This window comes from Enterobacter sp. R4-368, assembly GCF_000410515.1.
GTDB lineage: Bacteria > Pseudomonadota > Gammaproteobacteria > Enterobacterales > Enterobacteriaceae > Kosakonia.
In genome coordinates, this window is the sequence record NC_021500.1 from 4,386,849 (window position 1) to 4,402,794 (window position 15,946).

The following is a 15,946-nucleotide window of genomic DNA, read 5'->3' on the forward strand; positions in this document are numbered from 1 at the left end:
ACCGAAGTGGCCCGTTGCGTTATGGCTGAGGGAAAACAATATTATTGCCCGGCGCTTCGTGGTGCAGATGGATAAAGTTCAGGTGGCGTTCGTACTGATCCAGTATGTCGATGATCACCTGCTCTTTGTTGTAGTCCATTAAATCATTGCCCTGGCTGCCCTCCAGCAGGAAGGTTTCCAGCCGGAAGTAGTGCGATTTGCCGCTGCGTGCGCGGTAGGTAAAGCCCGGTACGGAGTATTGCTGCGGCCATACCTGGTAGACAAAATCCTGCTCCTCACCGAGGTGGACGCGCAGATCCAGGTAGCCCAGCGGCTGGCCTTCTTCCGGCGCGACATTTTCAAGCGATACCCGTCCGCCGCGCAGTTCCAGCTCTTTTGCCACATCCTGCATTGCCGGGTAAATCACCGTTTCCATCATCTGCCGGGTGTAATGCGTACCCGGATAATTCATCAGCCGCGAGAGGCGTTTTTTCCAGCTCAGGCGATCGTTGCTCGCCGGAATATAAGGTGCGGTTTCGCGGCTGGCGCTGGCACGGCGGTGATCTTCCACCTTCAGCGATTTATACAGCCCGGCCATAATAAAGAAGATCACAAAACTGAACGGCAAGCCCATGATCACCGTGGTATTTTGCAGCGCGGAAATGCCATTGGTCATCAGCATGCCCATGGTCAGCACGCCGATAGCGACCGACCAGAAAATCCGCAGCCAGTTCGGCGCATCGCTATTGATATCTTTCAGCTTCGAGGTGAAATTGCCCAGCACCAGCGAGCCGGAATCCGCCGAGGTGACATAAAACAGCAGGCCAGTAATGGTGGCGACAGAAGCGCTGAGTTTGAACGCCGGATATTGCGCCAGCAGGCTGTAGAACCCGCGTTCGGCATGGGCGATCACCTCCTGGGCGAACCCCGCATCACCGTGAATGATTTCATACAGCGCGGCGTTACCAAACACCGACAACCACAGCAGGGTGAAGGTAAACGGAATAATCAGCGTGCCGAGCACGAACTCGCGAATGGTGCGCCCGCGGGAAATACGTGCAAGGAACAGCCCGACAAACGGCGACCATGCGACCCACCAGGCCCAGAAGAAGAGCGTCCAGCTGTTCATCCACTGCGTCGGGCGATCAAACGCGAAGGTGTTGAGCGTCATGCCCATAAAGCGGTTGATGTAGTCGCCAACATTGAGCACCAGCGCGTTGAGCAGGAAATCGGTCTTGCCCATAAACAGCACGAACAGGATCAGCCCGAGCGCCAGCGCCACGTTCAGTTCCGAAAGGATGCGAATGCCTTTATCCACCCCGGAGGTGACCGAAATGGTAGCGATCACCACCGACAGCACAATCAGCGCCATCTGCGCGGTCAGCCCTTCCGGCACGTCGAACAGCACTTTCAGCCCGTAATTAAGCTGCACCACGCCAATACCGAGCGTAGTGGCAATACCAAAAATGGTGCCGATCACCGCCGCAATATCCACCGTGTGGCCAATCGGGCCGTTAATGCGTTTACCGAAAATAGGGTACAGCGCAGAACGAATAGTGAGCGGCAGATTATAGCGGTAGCTGAAGTAGCCCAGCGCAATCCCCATCAGCGCATACATCGACCAGCCGGTTAAACCGTAGTGGAACAGCGTCCACACCATCGCCTGGCGCGCGGCTTCCATCGTCTGGCCTGCGCCCTCCGGCGGCTGCATATATTGCGTCACCGGCTCTGCGACGGAGAAGAACATCAGGTCGATACCGATCCCGGCGGCAAACAGCATCGCCGACCAGCTCAGCAAACTGAACTCCGGCTTGGACTGCTCCGGCCCGAGTTTAATCGCCCCGTAGCGCGAGCAGGCCATATAGATAACAAAGACGATATAGAGCGTCGCGGCCAGCATGTAATACCAGCCAAAGGTGGAGGAGACCCAGTTAACGGTAGTCTGGATCCAGGTCGCAGCGAAATCGCTGTACAAAATGGTGACCAGTGAAAATGTCAGAATCAGTCCGGCAGAGGTGTAAAACACCACGGGATTGATTCTGTCTTTTTCACTGGCAGGTGGATTAATCATCGGTTACCTCTGGTTAATTTCCTGTAATTTTTCAAAAGATTAACGCCAAACATCGGTTGTTTTATCGCGTTTGCTCCTCTCTGTTCTCACGGTTTGCGTCGCCGTATTTAGCTTATACATTCCCGCTTCGTTTATTTAACAATTGAAGCACAGTATCCTAACAAAATCTTTTTTTATATTGAACGTGCAATCAAAAAAAGATTAAATAAGGCCCTTACATTGCGGTGGAGATGGAGCCATGCCAAAGGTGGGAATGCAGCCGATACGCCGTCGGCAGCTGATTGATGCGACCCTGAGTACCATTAACGAAGTAGGAATTAACGACGCCACGATTGCGCAAATTGCGCGCCGCGCTGGCGTATCGACCGGCATCATCAGCCACTACTTCAGGGACAAAAATGGTCTGCTGGAAGCGACCATGCGCGACATCACCCGCCAGTTGCGCGACGCCGTGGCGCAGCGATTAAAACCGCTCGCGCAGGCCAGTACCGAAACGCGTTTGCTGGCGATTGTCGAAGGCAATTTTGATGACAGCCAGGTACACAGCGCGGCGATGAAAGCCTGGCTCGATTTCTGGGCCAGCAGTATGCATCAGCCGCAGCTTGGTCGCCTGGAGCGCGTCAGCAGCCGCCGACTGTTCTCCACGCTGGCGGCGGAGTTTCGCCGCGATCTACCGCGTGAACAGGCACGGCTGGCGGCGCATGGCCTTGCCTCGTTGATCGATGGCCTCTGGCTTCGCGCGGCGCTGAGCGGCAAACCCTTTAACCTGGACATTGCCAGAACGCTCACCACCCAATTCATTCGCCAGCAACTGGCTGGCGCGACGAATCACTGAGAAGGAGGAAGTATGTCCCGATTCGCAGAACAGCAGCTCTATATCCATGGTCAATACGTCCCGGCTGCGGCGGGTAACACATTCCAGACCATCAATCCGGCGAACGGCGAGGTGCTGGCCGAGGTGCACGAAGCCGGGCAGGGCGATGTCGATCGCGCCGTTGCCAGTGCGCAAAAAGGGCAGAAAATCTGGGCCGCGATGACCGCCATGGAGCGCTCGCGCATCCTGCGCCGCGCCGTCGATATTCTGCGCGAGCGCAATGATGAACTGGCGGCGCTGGAAACGCTGGATACCGGCAAACCGCTGAGCGAAACCCAGGCCGTTGATATCGTCACCGGCGCGGACGTACTCGAGTATTACGCGGGGCTTATCCCCTCTCTTGAAGGCCAGCAAATTCCGCTGCGCGACACCTCGTTTGTCTACACACGCCGTGAACCGCTTGGCGTGGTGGCCGGGATTGGCGCGTGGAACTACCCGATCCAGATTGCGCTGTGGAAATCTGCGCCTGCGCTGGCGGCCGGTAACGCCATGATCTTTAAACCGAGCGAAGTCACGCCGCTCACGGCGCTGAAACTGGCGGAAATTTACAGCGAAGCTGGCGTGCCAGACGGCGTATTTAACGTGCTGAACGGCAGCGGCGCGGTGACCGGACAGTTGCTGACCGACCATCCGGGCATCGACAAAGTCTCTTTCACCGGCGGCGTTGCCAGCGGCAAGAAAGTGATGGCGAATGCAGCTGGTTCAACGCTGAAAGACGTGACCATGGAGCTGGGCGGTAAATCGCCGCTGATTATCTTTGACGACGCCGATCTCGATCTCGCCGCCGATATCGCCATGATGGCGAACTTCTACAGCTCCGGCCAGGTGTGTACCAACGGCACGCGCGTGTTTATTCCGAAGGCCTTGCAGCAGGCGTTCGAAGCAAAAATCGTTGAGCGCGTGGCGCGCATTAAGGCCGGTAATGTCAACGATCTGAACACCAATTTCGGGCCGCTGGTCAGTTTTGCGCACCGCGACAACGTGATGCGTTATATCGAAAGCGGTATCAACGAAGGCGCGCGCCTGTTGTGCGGCGGTAAGCGTCTGACCGGCGGTGACTTCGACCACGGGGCGTGGGTCGAACCCACCGTATTTACCGACTGTCGCGATGAGATGACCATCGTGCGTGAAGAGATCTTCGGTCCGGTGATGTCGATTCTGACCTATGAGCGCGAAGAGGAAGCGGTGCGCCGCGCCAACGCTACCGATTACGGCCTGGCGGCGGGCGTGGTGACACAAGATCTTAACCGTGCGCACCGCGTCATTCACCAGATTGAAGCCGGTATTTGCTGGATCAACACTTGGGGGGAATCCGCCGCTGAAATGCCGGTGGGCGGCTACAAGCACTCCGGCGTTGGGCGCGAAAATGGCCTGATGACGCTGCAAAACTATACGCAGGTCAAATCCGTCCAGCTCGAGCTGAGCCGTTTTCAGTCCGTATTTTGAATAAAGTTTTAACCTGAGGAGCGACGAATGGAATTTGATTACATCATCATTGGAGCCGGATCCGCAGGGAACGTTTTGGCAACAAGACTGACCGAAGAGAGCGATGTGAATGTTCTGCTGCTCGAAGCGGGTGGTCCCGATTACCGTTTTGATTTCCGTACGCAGATGCCTGCGGCGCTGGCTTACCCGTTGCAGGGCAAGCGCTACAACTGGGCCTATGAAACAGAACCTGAGCCGCACATGAATAATCGCCGCATGGAGTGCGGGCGCGGTAAAGGGCTGGGCGGTTCATCGCTGATTAACGGCATGTGCTACGTGCGCGGCAACGCGATGGACCTCGATAACTGGGCGCAGCAGCCGGGTCTTGAGCACTGGACGTACCGCGACTGTCTGCCCTATTACCGTAAATCGGAAACGCGCGATATCGGCGCGAACGATTACCACGGTGGCGACGGCCCGGTCAGCATCACTACCTGCAAGCCGCGCAACAACCCGTTGTTCGCCGCGATGATTGAGGCGGGCGTGCAGGCCGGTTACCCGCGCACTGACGATCTTAACGGCTACCAGCAGGAAGGTTTTGGCCCGATGGATCGCTTTGTCACGCCGAAAGGCCGCCGCTCGAGCACCGCACGCGGCTATCTCGACATGGCAAAAACGCGGCCGAACCTGAAAATCATTACCCATGCCACCACCGATCGCATTCTGTTTGAGGGGAAACGCGCTGTCGGCGTGGCCTATTTGCAGGGCTCCAGCGACACGGCACATGAGGTGCATGCGCGCCGGGAAGTGTTGCTCTGCGCCGGAGCGATTGCTTCGCCGCAAATTTTGCAGCGCTCCGGCGTCGGTGCCGCTGAGCTGCTCCGGCAGTTCGATATTCCGCTGGTGCATGATTTACCGGGCGTGGGCGAAAACTTGCAGGATCACCTGGAAATGTACCTGCAATATGAGTGCAAGGAGCCGGTGTCGCTCTATCCGGCGCTGAAGTGGTGGAACCAGCCGAAAATTGGCGCGGAGTGGCTGTTTAACGGCACGGGTATTGGGGCCAGCAACCAGTTCGAGGGCGGCGGGTTTATCCGCAGCCGCGAGGAGTTCGCCTGGCCGAATATTCAGTACCATTTCCTGCCGGTGGCGATTAACTACAACGGCTCAAATGCAGTAGAAGCGCACGGCTTCCAGTGTCATGTGGGTTCGATGCGCTCGCCAAGCCGGGGTTTTGTGCGTCTGAAATCGCGCGATCCGCGCCAGCATCCGGCCATTCAGTTTAATTACATGGCCCATGAGCAGGACTGGCACGAATTCCGCGACGCGATTCGTATCACCCGGCAGATCATCAACCAGCCGGCGCTGGACAAATATCGCGGGCGGGAAATCAGCCCGGGCATTGAGTGCCAGAGCGATGAGCAACTGGATGAGTTTGTGCGTAACCATGCCGAAACCGCCTATCACCCGTGCGGCACCTGCAAAATGGGTAGCGATGAGATGGCGGTCGTCGATGGCGAAGGGCGTGTTCATGGGCTGGAAGCCTTGCGCGTGGTGGATGCCTCGATCATGCCGCTGATCATCACCGGTAACCTCAATGCCACCACCATTATGATTGGCGAGAAGATTGCCGATAACATCCGTGGCCGCACGCCGCTGCCGCGCAGCAATGCGGATTATTTCGTGGCGGGCGATCGCCCGGTTCGCGGTACACCGCTGCGGGCGTAAAAGAAAATGCCGCCGGTAAGGCGTTTACCGGCGGCATTACGCAAAGAAGGGCGATTAGCGCGACAGCGCTTCCACTTTTTCAAACGCCGCGCGCAGCGTATCGGCGGAGAGTTCCACCGGCAGGTAGTGAATCGACTCCACCGGGCGCAGAGTGTGAGCAATCACTTTATCCAGCTCCGCGCGGTTATTAATGTCCACGTCCAGCGCTGCCAGCGAGGTCGGCAAGTTGAAACGCTGATAGGCGTTAATCAACTGCGCCAGCACATCGTCCTCGCCGAGCAGGGCGCTCTGCACCAGAATGCCATACGCTACTTTGGTGCCGTGCAGGAATTTCTCCGTTTGCGGCAACACGGTTAAACCGTTGTGCACCGCGTGTGCGGCGGCAACGCGGGTGTAACGCTCGCCCAGCCCGCCGACCATCCCACCCCCGGCGATAATCGCATCCACCACATCGCGAAACGCCTGCGTCACCTCGCCGCGCTGCTGGTCAGCAAGAGCTTGTTCACTGCTCTGTAGCAACACATCGCGGATCGCCAGCGCGCCGTTTAGCCCCAGACGTACGGTGAGCGGCAGCTTTTCTGGTTGTGGTGCCAGCACTACCGCTTCGTACCACTTCGCCAGCGTATCGCCGATGCCTGCCAGCAGATATTCCGCAGGCGCATTCAGGATGATTTGCGGTTCAACCAGCACCAGAAAATTGGCGTCGTCGAAAATTTCAAAGTGCAGCGCCTGACCAGCGTCGTTATACCACACCGACAGCGGCGTCCACGCCGCACAGGTGGCGGCGATGGTCGGAATGGCGACCGCCGGTAAACCAAGACGGCGCGCCACCGCTTTGGCGGTATCCAGCAAGGCGCCGCCGCCAAGCCCAATCACCACCGCGCGATCGTCGCCCGCCTGCTGCGCCAGTTCGTTCACGTCGTGCTCGCTACAGTGGCCTTTAAACAAAATGTGTTTCGCGCCCGGCGTGTTAAACCCTTGCGGCAAAAACGCTTTTGCCCCGGCAAAGGCGCGCTCTCCATAGATCCATACCGCGCGCGCCAGTTGTTCTGCGCTGAAGAAATCATGCAACCGCGCGAGGCTGCCAGCGTGGGAAAAGTAGTTGGCCGGGCCGGGTACGACGCGGATATCAGTGCTGCTCATGTGTTGTGTCCTTGTGCGTGATCGCTAACCCGATGTTATGTCTGGACATCCGGATGGCTAATAATATTTAGCTTTATCTTATGCATTTTCTGTCGTTGCCAGTCAAGCGAGGCTGTGAAAAATTCGTTAAATCAACCTATTAATTGCAGGAACAGCGTGCGAATGAGCAGCAACCACCTCGAAATGCGCGGCATAAGCCTGGCCTTTGGCGGCTTTAAGGCGCTGTCGCATGTCAATTTCTCCCTGCGCGGCGGTTCGGTGCATGCCTTAACCGGCGCGAACGGCGCTGGGAAATCGACGCTGATGGCGGTGCTGTGCGGCACATACGACCATTACGAAGGCGAAATCGCCATCAATAACCAGGCGGTGGCGATTCGCACCCCGCGCGATGCCAAACAGCTGGGCATTCATCTGGTGCAGCAGGAAGTGGATGTTGCGCTGATCCCGGGTTTGAGCATTGCCGAGAACATCATGCTCGATAAGCTGGCGGAAGGCGGACATCGTTTCCGCTGGGGCGAGATCCGAAAATCGGCGCGCGAGGCGCTGGCGCAACTCGATGTGATGTTTGATGTAAAACGTTCGATCGATAGCTGCACGCTGGCGGAGAAGCAGCAGATCCTGCTGGCGCGCGCGCTTTCGCACCACTGCCGTTTTTTAATTCTTGATGAACCCACCGCACCGCTCGATCAGCATGAAAGTGAGCGCTTGTTTACCGTGGTCAAACGCCTGCAACAGCAGGGCATTGGCGTGGTGTTTATCTCGCACCGCATCCACGAACTGAACGCGATTTGCGACACCTTAACGGTGCTGCGCGACGGCAAACTGATTGAATCCGGCCCGATGCACACCCTGAGCGGCGAAGCGATTGTCGAGAAGATGCTCGGTCATGAGTTGAGCGACATCTACCCGCCAGCCCGTCCACCGCACAGTGATGAAGTGCTGCTAAGCATTGACGGCTTGCACGACGAGGGGCTGCTGAAAGATATCTCGCTGCGCCTGCGTAAAGGGGAAATTCTCGGCATTGCCGGTCTGGCGGGGGCGGGGAAAACCGAGCTGTGTAAAGCGCTGTTCGGTGCGAGTAAAAGCCGAATCAACCGTGGCGAGCTGAATAACCAACCGTGGCGGCCGCGCGATCCGGCCGATTCCGTGATGCGCGGGCTGGCGCTGGTGCCGGAAGAGCGGCGCAAAGAGGGCATTTTTATTGATGAGCCGGTGAGTATGAATTTGTCCATTAGCGCGGATAACAGTTTCTCGCGCTGGGGCTTTTTTGCGCATCGCCAGGCCTGGCGCTGGGCGCAGGAAGTGATTGCCCGCGTTGGCGTACGCACTACCGGGCCGGGGCAAACGCTGCGCCGTCTTTCCGGCGGCAACCAGCAAAAAGTGGCGATTGGCAAATGGCTGCGCGGTCACGCCAATGTGGTGATTTTCGATGAGCCGACCAAAGGCGTGGATGTGAAAGCGAAAACCGACCTGTTCCAGTTGATTGATGGCCTGGCGCGCGAAGGCAAAGGGGTGATTTACGCCTCGGGTGAATTCGCCGAACTGGTGGGGTTGTGTGACCGGATTTGTGTGCTGTGGGATGGGCGCATTGTTGCGGAAGTGCAGGGCGAGGATGCCCGCGAAGAGACGCTTCTTTATTATTCCACCGGAGGAACGGCGCCGTGAGTAAGGCCCTGTCAGTCAATGCGGCGGCGACGCCCCGCCAGCAGTTTTTTGATTTTCTCTATAAATGGGGCATGTTGCTTACCGTGGTCGCGCTTATCGCCATCTTTGGCGTGGCGTCGGACAACTTCCTCGATCCCTTCAACATCATCAACATTTTGCGCTCGATCGCCATCGTCACGGTGATTGCGATTGGTGTCTCTATTTCGCTGACCATCGGCGGGTTTGATCTGTCGGTCGGTTCCACCGCCTCACTGGCGAATGCGCTGGTGATTTCGCTGTTTGTCTGGCACGGCGTTGGTACCACCGAAGCCATCATTATCACGCTGGCACTGTGTACGCTGGTGGGCTTGTTCAACGCCTTTTTAATTGTGGTGCTGCGCATTCCCGACATGCTGGCGACGCTTGGCAGCCTGTTTGTGATTCAGGGTGTGGCAATGACCTACAGCTATGGCGGTTCGATTACCGAAAATATGGTGCTGCCGAGCGGCGATATGGCGGAGGGCACCATTCCGGCGGCGTTTGGTCTGCTCGGCCAGGTGCCGACCATTGTGATCATTATGCTGGTGGTGACGGTTGTCGCGCAGTTGGGTTTGTCGCTGACCACCCACGGTCGTCGCATGTATGCCATTGGCGGCAACCCGGAAGCGGCGCGCCTGTCCGGCATTCGTACCACGCGCTATAAAGTGGCGGCATATGTTATCGCCTCGCTGCTGGCGGGGCTGGGCGGCATTCTGCTGGCGTCACGCATTGGCTCTTCGCAGGTCAACGCCGGTGGCGGTTATTTGATGGATGCGGTGGCGGCGGCGTGGATCGGTTTCTCGCTCGCCGGTTCCGGCAAACCGAATGCGCTCGGCACGCTGGTGGGAGCGGTTATTCTCGGTGTGCTGCAAAACGGGCTGGTGATGCTGTCGGTGCCCTATTACGCGATGGACATTATTAAGGGGCTGGTGCTGGCCGGTGCCCTTGCGTTGACTTACTTCCAGCGTCGTTAATTCTTCAGGGGAAAACAGATGAAAAAAATTGCACTCTCACTGCTGGCGCTGGGCTTACTGAGCGCGCTGCCAGGACACGCCACGACACCTGCGCCGGTGCCGGACGCCATTGCTAATCACCACGGCCCGATACGCATTGCGCTTATCCGCAACCTGGGTTCAGACGATAATACCACCCAGTTTGTCTCCGGCGCGTTGCAGGAAGGTAAAAAACTCGGTTTTAAAATCAGCACCTTTTTGAGCAACGGTGACGACGCCAAATTCCAGGATTTCGTTAACCAGGCGATCAGCCAGAAATATGACGGCATTATTCTGTCGCAGGGGCGCGATCCGTACTCCACCGATCTGATTAAAAAAGCGGTCGCTGCGGGCATCAAAGTGGCGGTGTTTGATACCGCTGTTAACGGTGAAATTCCGGGCGTGACGGTGACGCAGCAGGATGACGCCTCGCTAACCAAACTCTCCTTTGGCGAGCTGGTGAAAGATTTCAACGGCAAAGCCAACATTATCAAACTGTGGGTCGCCGGTTTCCCGCCGATGGAGCGCCGCCAGGCCGCCTACGCCGAGCTGCTGAAAGCCAATCCAGGCATTAAAGAGCTGGAGTCGATTGGCGCGGTCTCTTCCGATGTGCAGGGCGACACGGCCAACAAAGTGGGCGCGGTGCTGGCGAAATACCCGAAAGGGCAGATTGATGCAATCTGGGGCACCTGGGATGCCTTCAGCCAGGGCGCGTATAAAGCGCTGAAAGAGAACGGTCGCACCGAGATCAAACTCTACAGCATCGACGTTTCCAACCAGGATCTGCAACTGATGCGCGAGTCGGGCAGCCCGTGGAAAGTAAGCGTGGCGGTGGATCCGAAACTGATTGGTGCCACCAATGTGCGCCTCATCGCCAATAAAATTGCCGGTGAACAGACCCCTGCCACCTACGATTTTAAAGCCGCTGCCATTCCGCAAGCGCTGCTGGCAAGCCAGCCGGGCGCGGTGAATGTGGCGTCGCTCGGCAAAATCATTCCCGGCTGGGGCCAGACGGAAGATTTTATCGCGCCGTGGTTCGCCACGCTGGAAGCGAAAAACAAGTAAGGAACGGACATGGCGAGTGAATTACCGCGTCCTGAATACAGCCGCAATATGCGGCTGATTGGTCACAGCGATCAGGGCGGTCGCCCGGACGGTGTGCAACTGATGGTGCACCGTGGCTTTGCCTATATCGGGCATATGGTGTCGCAGGGGTTTTCGATAGTGGATGTGCGCGACCCGAAAAAACCGAAAGCCGCCGGCTACGTCCCGGCCCCGCCGGGCACCTGGAATGTGCATCTGCAAGCCCATGACGATCTGCTTTTAGTAATCAACGCGCGCGATCTGTTCGCCGATGCGCGCTTTGCCGATGAAAAGGTCTACTACACCCGCTCGGTCGGCGAGACGGTCAGCGATGTGCAGGACAAAGGCTGGAGCGCCGGGCTGCGCATTTTTGATATCTCCACGCCCGATAAACCGCGCGAAATCAGCTTTCTGTCGCTCAACGGCATCGGCATTCACCGTATCTGGTATGTGGGCGGGCGCTGGGCGTATGTCTCGGCGCTGATCGACGGCTTTACCGACTACATTTTCCTGACCATCGATCTGGCCGATCCGCGTAAACCGCAGGTTGCCGGGCGCTGGTGGCTGCCGGGAATGAACCAGGCCGCAGGGGAAACGCCAGCGTGGCCGGAAGGCAAACGCTATGCGCTACACCACGCGATTATCGCCGGGGATACGGCGTACGGCAGCTGGCGCGACGGCGGGTTAACACTACTGGATGTGAAAGACAGAACCCAGCCGAAGCTGATCAGCCACCGCAACTGGAGCCCGCCGTTTGGCGGCGGTACGCACACCGCGCTGCCGCTACCGGACCGGGACTTGCTGGTGGTGCTGGATGAAGCGGTGCTCGACAATCAGGAAGATGGCGAGAAGCTGATCTGGCTGTTTGATATTCGTGAGCCGTCAAATCCGGTAAGCATCTCGACGTTCCCGCAGCCGGACGAAACCGATTATGTGGCGAAAGGGGCGCATTTCGGGCCGCACAACCTGCACGAAAATCGCCCTGGCAGCTTTATCAGCTCGACGCTGATTTTCGCCACTTACCAGAATGCGGGCGTGCGGGCTTACGATATTTCTAACCCGTATCGTCCGGTGGAAACCGGCGCGCTGGTGCCTGCCGCGCCAGCGAAGATGATGGATACGCGGCCTGCACGCCCGCGCGTGATCCAGTCTTGCGATGTGTTTGTTGATGCGAACGGCATTATCTACAGCACCGATTACAACGGCGGGTTGTCGATAATCGAGTATCTCGGGTAGTGAGGTTCTCTCCCCCGACAGGGGGAGAGGGCTGCGTTAGCTGTACTGACGCACGCGGGCAATCAACTCATCGACGTTCTCAATACGCTCGGCGATGACAATCAGCGCTTTACCGAGCTTGATGGCGTGGCGCAGGCAGGCGTGTCGCATCGCTTCATCGTTGATGGTGTCGATATCGGCGACGTGTGAAAGCCCAACGCTGCGGCGAATCAGCTCCGTGCCGCAAAAACCGATCGCGTCGGTCCACACTTTTTTCAGGAAGGCGCTGGCATAACCCGGTTGCGCTAACGCCGCGTCGCGGGTTTTCTCTCGCGCCAGCGCCTGGAAGCGCTCGGCAAAGGTGGTCCACAGGGTTTGAATATCGGTCAGACGCTGTTCACGCGCGCTGGCCGCATCGCGAATGCCCAGATGCCCTGGTAAACCGCAGTAATTGAGCAGCAGGTTGCCGATGGCGGTGCCGATATCAAAACCGATGGGGCCAAAGTAACCAAACTCGGCGTCAATCGCCTTCAGGCTACCGTCGGCGACAAAAATCGAGCCGCTGTGAATATCGCCGTGCAGCAGTGCTTCGGCGTGAGAGAAGAAGCGGTGTTTAAGCGCCGCGACCGCCAGTTTCAGTTGCGCGTCATCGCGCAGGGCGGCGACCTCCGTTTCCAGCGCAGCCGGGTAGTTGTTGCGCTCATGAACCTGGTAGGGATCGTTGAAGAACAGATCTTCAGTGATTTCGCACATTTCCGGGTTAATGAACTGTGCGACCTGTGCTTTTTTGTCATGCGGATGGAGGTAAAAATCACTGGTGTGAAACAGCACCTGCGCCAGGTATTCGCCCAGTTGCGCAGCCGCTTGCGGGTAAAACACATTGTTAATGAGCTCGCCGCGCCAGATTTTATGATCGGAGAGATCTTCCATTACCATCACCGCCAGTTGCGGGTCGAAGTGGTGGATTTTTACCGTATGCTGCGGGCTGTGCTGGTAATGTTCGACCAGCGTTTGCGCTTCCAGCCGGGCGCGATCAAGCGTTAACGGCCAGGATTCACCCACGCAGCGCACATAGGGCAGCGCCTGTTTGACAATAATGCGGCTCACACCCTGGGTATCGAAGATTTTGAACACCAGATTGAGGTTACCGTCGCCCACCTCCTGTGCGTCCACCAGTTCGGACGGGTTGTCCAGGCCGCCAAATTGTCGTGCATACGCCACGGCATCGCGGGCGGAGAAGGTACGGTATTGCGACATTGCCTCGATCCTCTTTTGCTAATAAAGCCATTTGGACGTCTATACATCCGAATGTCATCCTGACACAATACGCTACAACAACGCAACAGGGATTTAACGCAATGCAGCCATTACAGACCACCAGCCTGCGAGTCGCCGACAATCAATTATTTATTCTCGACCAACAGGCCTTACCGCAGCAGAAACAGTGGCTACCGGCCAGCACGGTAGAGGATCTTGTCGGCCATATTCATGCCCTACGGGTGCGTGGCGCGCCGTTGATTGGCCTTTCTGCCAGCTTATTGCTGGCGCTGCTGGCAGAACAGGGCGCAAACCGCGACCAACTGGCGCAGGCGCTGGAAACGTTGCGCGCGGCGCGCCCGACGGCGGTGAACCTGATGAATAACCTTGATCGCATGAAACAGGCGCTCACGCAGGAGCACTTTGTGGCGGCGTTAACCGCCGAAGCGCTGCGGCTTGTCGAAGAAGATAAACAGTTGTGCGACAACATTGCCGAAGCGGGCAGCGCGCTGGTGCAAGCGGGCAGCCGACTGCTGACCCACTGCAACACCGGTGGGCTGGCGACAGCGGGTGTCGGTACCGCGCTGGGTGTCATTGCGCGGGCGCATCAGCAGGCAAAAATTACCCATGTATGGGTGGATGAAACCCGCCCATTATTACAGGGCGGGCGGCTAACGGCCTGGGAACTGGGCGAGCTGGGGGTGCCGTATCAGTTAATTACTGATTCCATGGCCGCCAGCCTGATGGCGAAAGGGCAGGTGGATGCGGTATGGGTTGGTGCCGATCGCATTGCCGCCAATGGCGATGTGGCGAACAAAATCGGTACCTATTCGCTGGCGGTACTGGCGAAATTCCACAACGTCCCGTTTTATGTGGCTGCGCCGCAAACCACGCTCGACCCGCACTGCCCGAATGGCGATGCCATTCCCATTGAGCAGCGCGCTGCCGCGGAAGTGACCGGGGTGGCCGGGAGTTTTGGCGCAGTGAACTGGGCGCCGGAAAATGCGCGGGTTTACAACCCGGCATTTGATGTCACACCGGCGGCGCTCATCAGCGGCTGGGTACTTGACAGCGGCGTGGTGACACCTGCTGATGTGGCGAACGGGATCTTCCAGCCACGCTAATTACCAACGTACCGGCTTAACACCGCTGTTTGCTTGCCAGACGGCGGTAACTCTCTATGCGGGAAACGGCGCCGATCACACGCACGGCCCGGTGGCGCAGCCGTAAATCATAATCAGTGGAAACGCCGGGATCAGTAGGGGCGCCGTCCACGAGACATGCTGTTTGGTGGTGTCGTTAATCGTGACGGTCACCGGTTTTTCCAGCGTACGGGTATCAGGGCCGTACGGGTGTTGCAGAATGTAGACCACGTCACCCTGCGCTCTGAAGGTCACCGCCAGCTTTTTATTCGGCTCAATAATGTTTGCCCCGTAGTGATAACGCAGGCGCTCAATTTGCGCGGCACTGAGCCCGGAGGCATCAACGAGCGCTTTGTACTCAGCCGTCACCTTTTTATCTTTCACCACAAAGTTCACGGCAACGCCGGGAACATGGCTGGCAAACTCCTGATAAAACTCAGCGTACCGGGCGTAGGCATCAGCATGCGGATCGTTACGGATGAAGTTGTAGGCGTAATGGTCGGAATAGGCGGTGATGCGATCCTGGCGCACTTCCAGCGCGGTGATGTTGTCCCATTCCGGCATTGGCGACGTCGTCGCGCAGCCCGAAAGCAGCACGATAACTATCAACATAATGAATTTTTGCATGATGACCTCCCTGTATGCCGCAGCGGCGCTGGCAGCATACACGCCTTGCGGCGTGTCACAAAGGGAGGCTACTGGATTGGGTAGGGGAAATTCAGGTCGCCGGGTGCAGCAAAATCACATCCTTATCAATGGTGCTGGCCTGGCTTTGCGGCGTACTGGCGTTTTTGTCATAGCGCGGCGGGGTGATCACCGGGTAGACAAAACTGCCCAGCTCGCTGCACTGTTCAGGCGCATTCGCGCCAGCATAAAAAAGATAGTACTGACCGGAATCCGGGAAAAAGGCTAAGTTGTCGCCGTTACCAAACGTGGTGCTCCAGAACGGGACGCCCGCTTTGGTTTTGCTGCGCTCTTTGCCCGCCGCGACCTGAAAATGGTCGCTCCACTTCATGGTTATCAGGTTGTAGTCAAAAAAAGAGACCGTCAGGTTGCCGCGTGTCGGGCAGTGAAGTCGGACGGCATCATCCGCCCGCACGCTGGAGATAAAGGTTATCAGCAAGAGAAGCAGGGAGTATTTCATCGGCGGTTTCCGCAGGTTTTTGGCAAAGCACGAAGGTAATCCATCGCGGCGGTGAAAATCCGTAAGAAACGATGTCAGCAAAAGAGAAAACGAATCAGGATGTTAACGCGGGGTTGCGGTCAGCCTGTTTTTTGATGTTGTATATGTTTCGTTTATTTTGACATGATAATAATTATCAAAATCATTAATATCTGACTATCTGCAGGGTTG

Annotated in this window: 13 protein-coding genes; 8 read left to right on the top strand and 5 right to left on the bottom strand. The window is 57.6% G+C overall.

Annotated features, from left to right (window positions below):
* Positions 1-19: 19 nt before the first annotated feature.
* The gene (locus H650_RS20440) at positions 20-2,050 is read right to left on the bottom strand and encodes a choline transporter (RefSeq protein ID WP_020456943.1); all 2,031 of its coding nucleotides are present in this window, start codon (positions 2,048-2,050) and stop codon (positions 20-22) included.
* Positions 2,051-2,288: 238 nt separating this feature from the next.
* Here H650_RS20440 and betI point away from each other — a divergent pair, with 238 nt between their 5' ends.
* Genes betI through betA form a run of 3 tightly spaced genes read left to right on the top strand, consistent with a single transcriptional unit; the run spans position 2,289 to position 6,077 of the window.
* Positions 2,289-2,885, top strand: a complete 597-nt coding sequence (gene betI / locus H650_RS20445) for a transcriptional regulator BetI (protein ID WP_044489591.1) — start codon at positions 2,289-2,291, stop codon at positions 2,883-2,885.
* Positions 2,886-2,897: 12 nt separating this feature from the next.
* A complete protein-coding gene (betB, locus tag H650_RS20450) occupies positions 2,898-4,370 on the top strand; it encodes a betaine-aldehyde dehydrogenase (RefSeq protein WP_020456945.1) in 1,473 nt (490 codons plus the stop codon).
* Between the two features lie 27 nt (positions 4,371-4,397).
* Positions 4,398-6,077 carry a choline dehydrogenase gene (betA, locus tag H650_RS20455; RefSeq protein WP_020456946.1) on the top strand — a complete coding sequence of 560 codons (1,680 nt, stop codon included), beginning with the start codon at positions 4,398-4,400 and terminating at the stop codon, positions 6,075-6,077.
* Between the two features lie 54 nt (positions 6,078-6,131).
* Here betA and H650_RS20460 read toward each other — a convergent pair whose 3' ends face one another.
* A complete protein-coding gene (locus H650_RS20460; protein ID WP_020456947.1) occupies positions 6,132-7,220 on the bottom strand; it encodes an oxidoreductase in 1,089 nt (362 codons plus the stop codon).
* A 162-nt stretch (positions 7,221-7,382) separates the two neighbouring features.
* Here H650_RS20460 and H650_RS20465 point away from each other — a divergent pair, with 162 nt between their 5' ends.
* From H650_RS20465 to H650_RS20480, 4 genes are read left to right on the top strand one after another with little or no spacing between them, the layout of a single operon-like run.
* Positions 7,383-8,885: a sugar ABC transporter ATP-binding protein gene (locus tag H650_RS20465; protein WP_020456948.1), complete on the top strand. Its 1,503-nt coding sequence runs from the start codon at positions 7,383-7,385 to the stop codon at positions 8,883-8,885.
* Positions 8,882-9,877, top strand: a complete 996-nt coding sequence (locus H650_RS20470; protein ID WP_020456949.1) for an ABC transporter permease — start codon at positions 8,882-8,884, stop codon at positions 9,875-9,877. Before H650_RS20465 ends, H650_RS20470 begins: the two co-directional genes overlap by 4 nt.
* Before the next feature lie 18 nt (positions 9,878-9,895).
* Entirely contained in the window at positions 9,896-10,960 is a 1,065-nt protein-coding gene (locus H650_RS20475; RefSeq protein ID WP_020456950.1) for a sugar ABC transporter substrate-binding protein, read from the top strand.
* A gap of 9 nt (positions 10,961-10,969) precedes the next feature.
* Complete coding sequence (locus H650_RS20480) at positions 10,970-12,214, top strand: LVIVD repeat-containing protein (RefSeq protein WP_020456951.1); 1,245 nt, start codon at positions 10,970-10,972, stop codon at positions 12,212-12,214.
* A gap of 36 nt (positions 12,215-12,250) precedes the next feature.
* On the opposite strand, the gene mtnK is transcribed toward H650_RS20480, so the two are convergent.
* On the bottom strand, positions 12,251-13,450 hold the full coding sequence (gene mtnK, locus H650_RS20485) for an S-methyl-5-thioribose kinase (RefSeq protein ID WP_020456952.1): 1,200 nt from the start codon (positions 13,448-13,450) through the stop codon (positions 12,251-12,253).
* Between the two features lie 101 nt (positions 13,451-13,551).
* Here mtnK and mtnA point away from each other — a divergent pair, with 101 nt between their 5' ends.
* Positions 13,552-14,574, top strand: coding sequence for an S-methyl-5-thioribose-1-phosphate isomerase (gene mtnA, locus H650_RS20490; protein ID WP_020456953.1), 1,023 nt, complete (start codon positions 13,552-13,554; stop codon positions 14,572-14,574).
* Positions 14,575-14,649: 75 nt separating this feature from the next.
* On the opposite strand, the gene H650_RS20495 is transcribed toward mtnA, so the two are convergent.
* Both H650_RS20495 and H650_RS20500 read right to left on the bottom strand, forming a co-directional pair.
* Positions 14,650-15,219, bottom strand: a complete 570-nt coding sequence (locus H650_RS20495; protein ID WP_020456954.1) for a hypothetical protein — start codon at positions 15,217-15,219, stop codon at positions 14,650-14,652.
* Between the two features lie 91 nt (positions 15,220-15,310).
* Complete coding sequence (locus H650_RS20500) at positions 15,311-15,736, bottom strand: hypothetical protein (RefSeq protein ID WP_020456955.1); 426 nt, start codon at positions 15,734-15,736, stop codon at positions 15,311-15,313.
* Between the last annotated feature and the right edge of the window lie 210 nt (positions 15,737-15,946).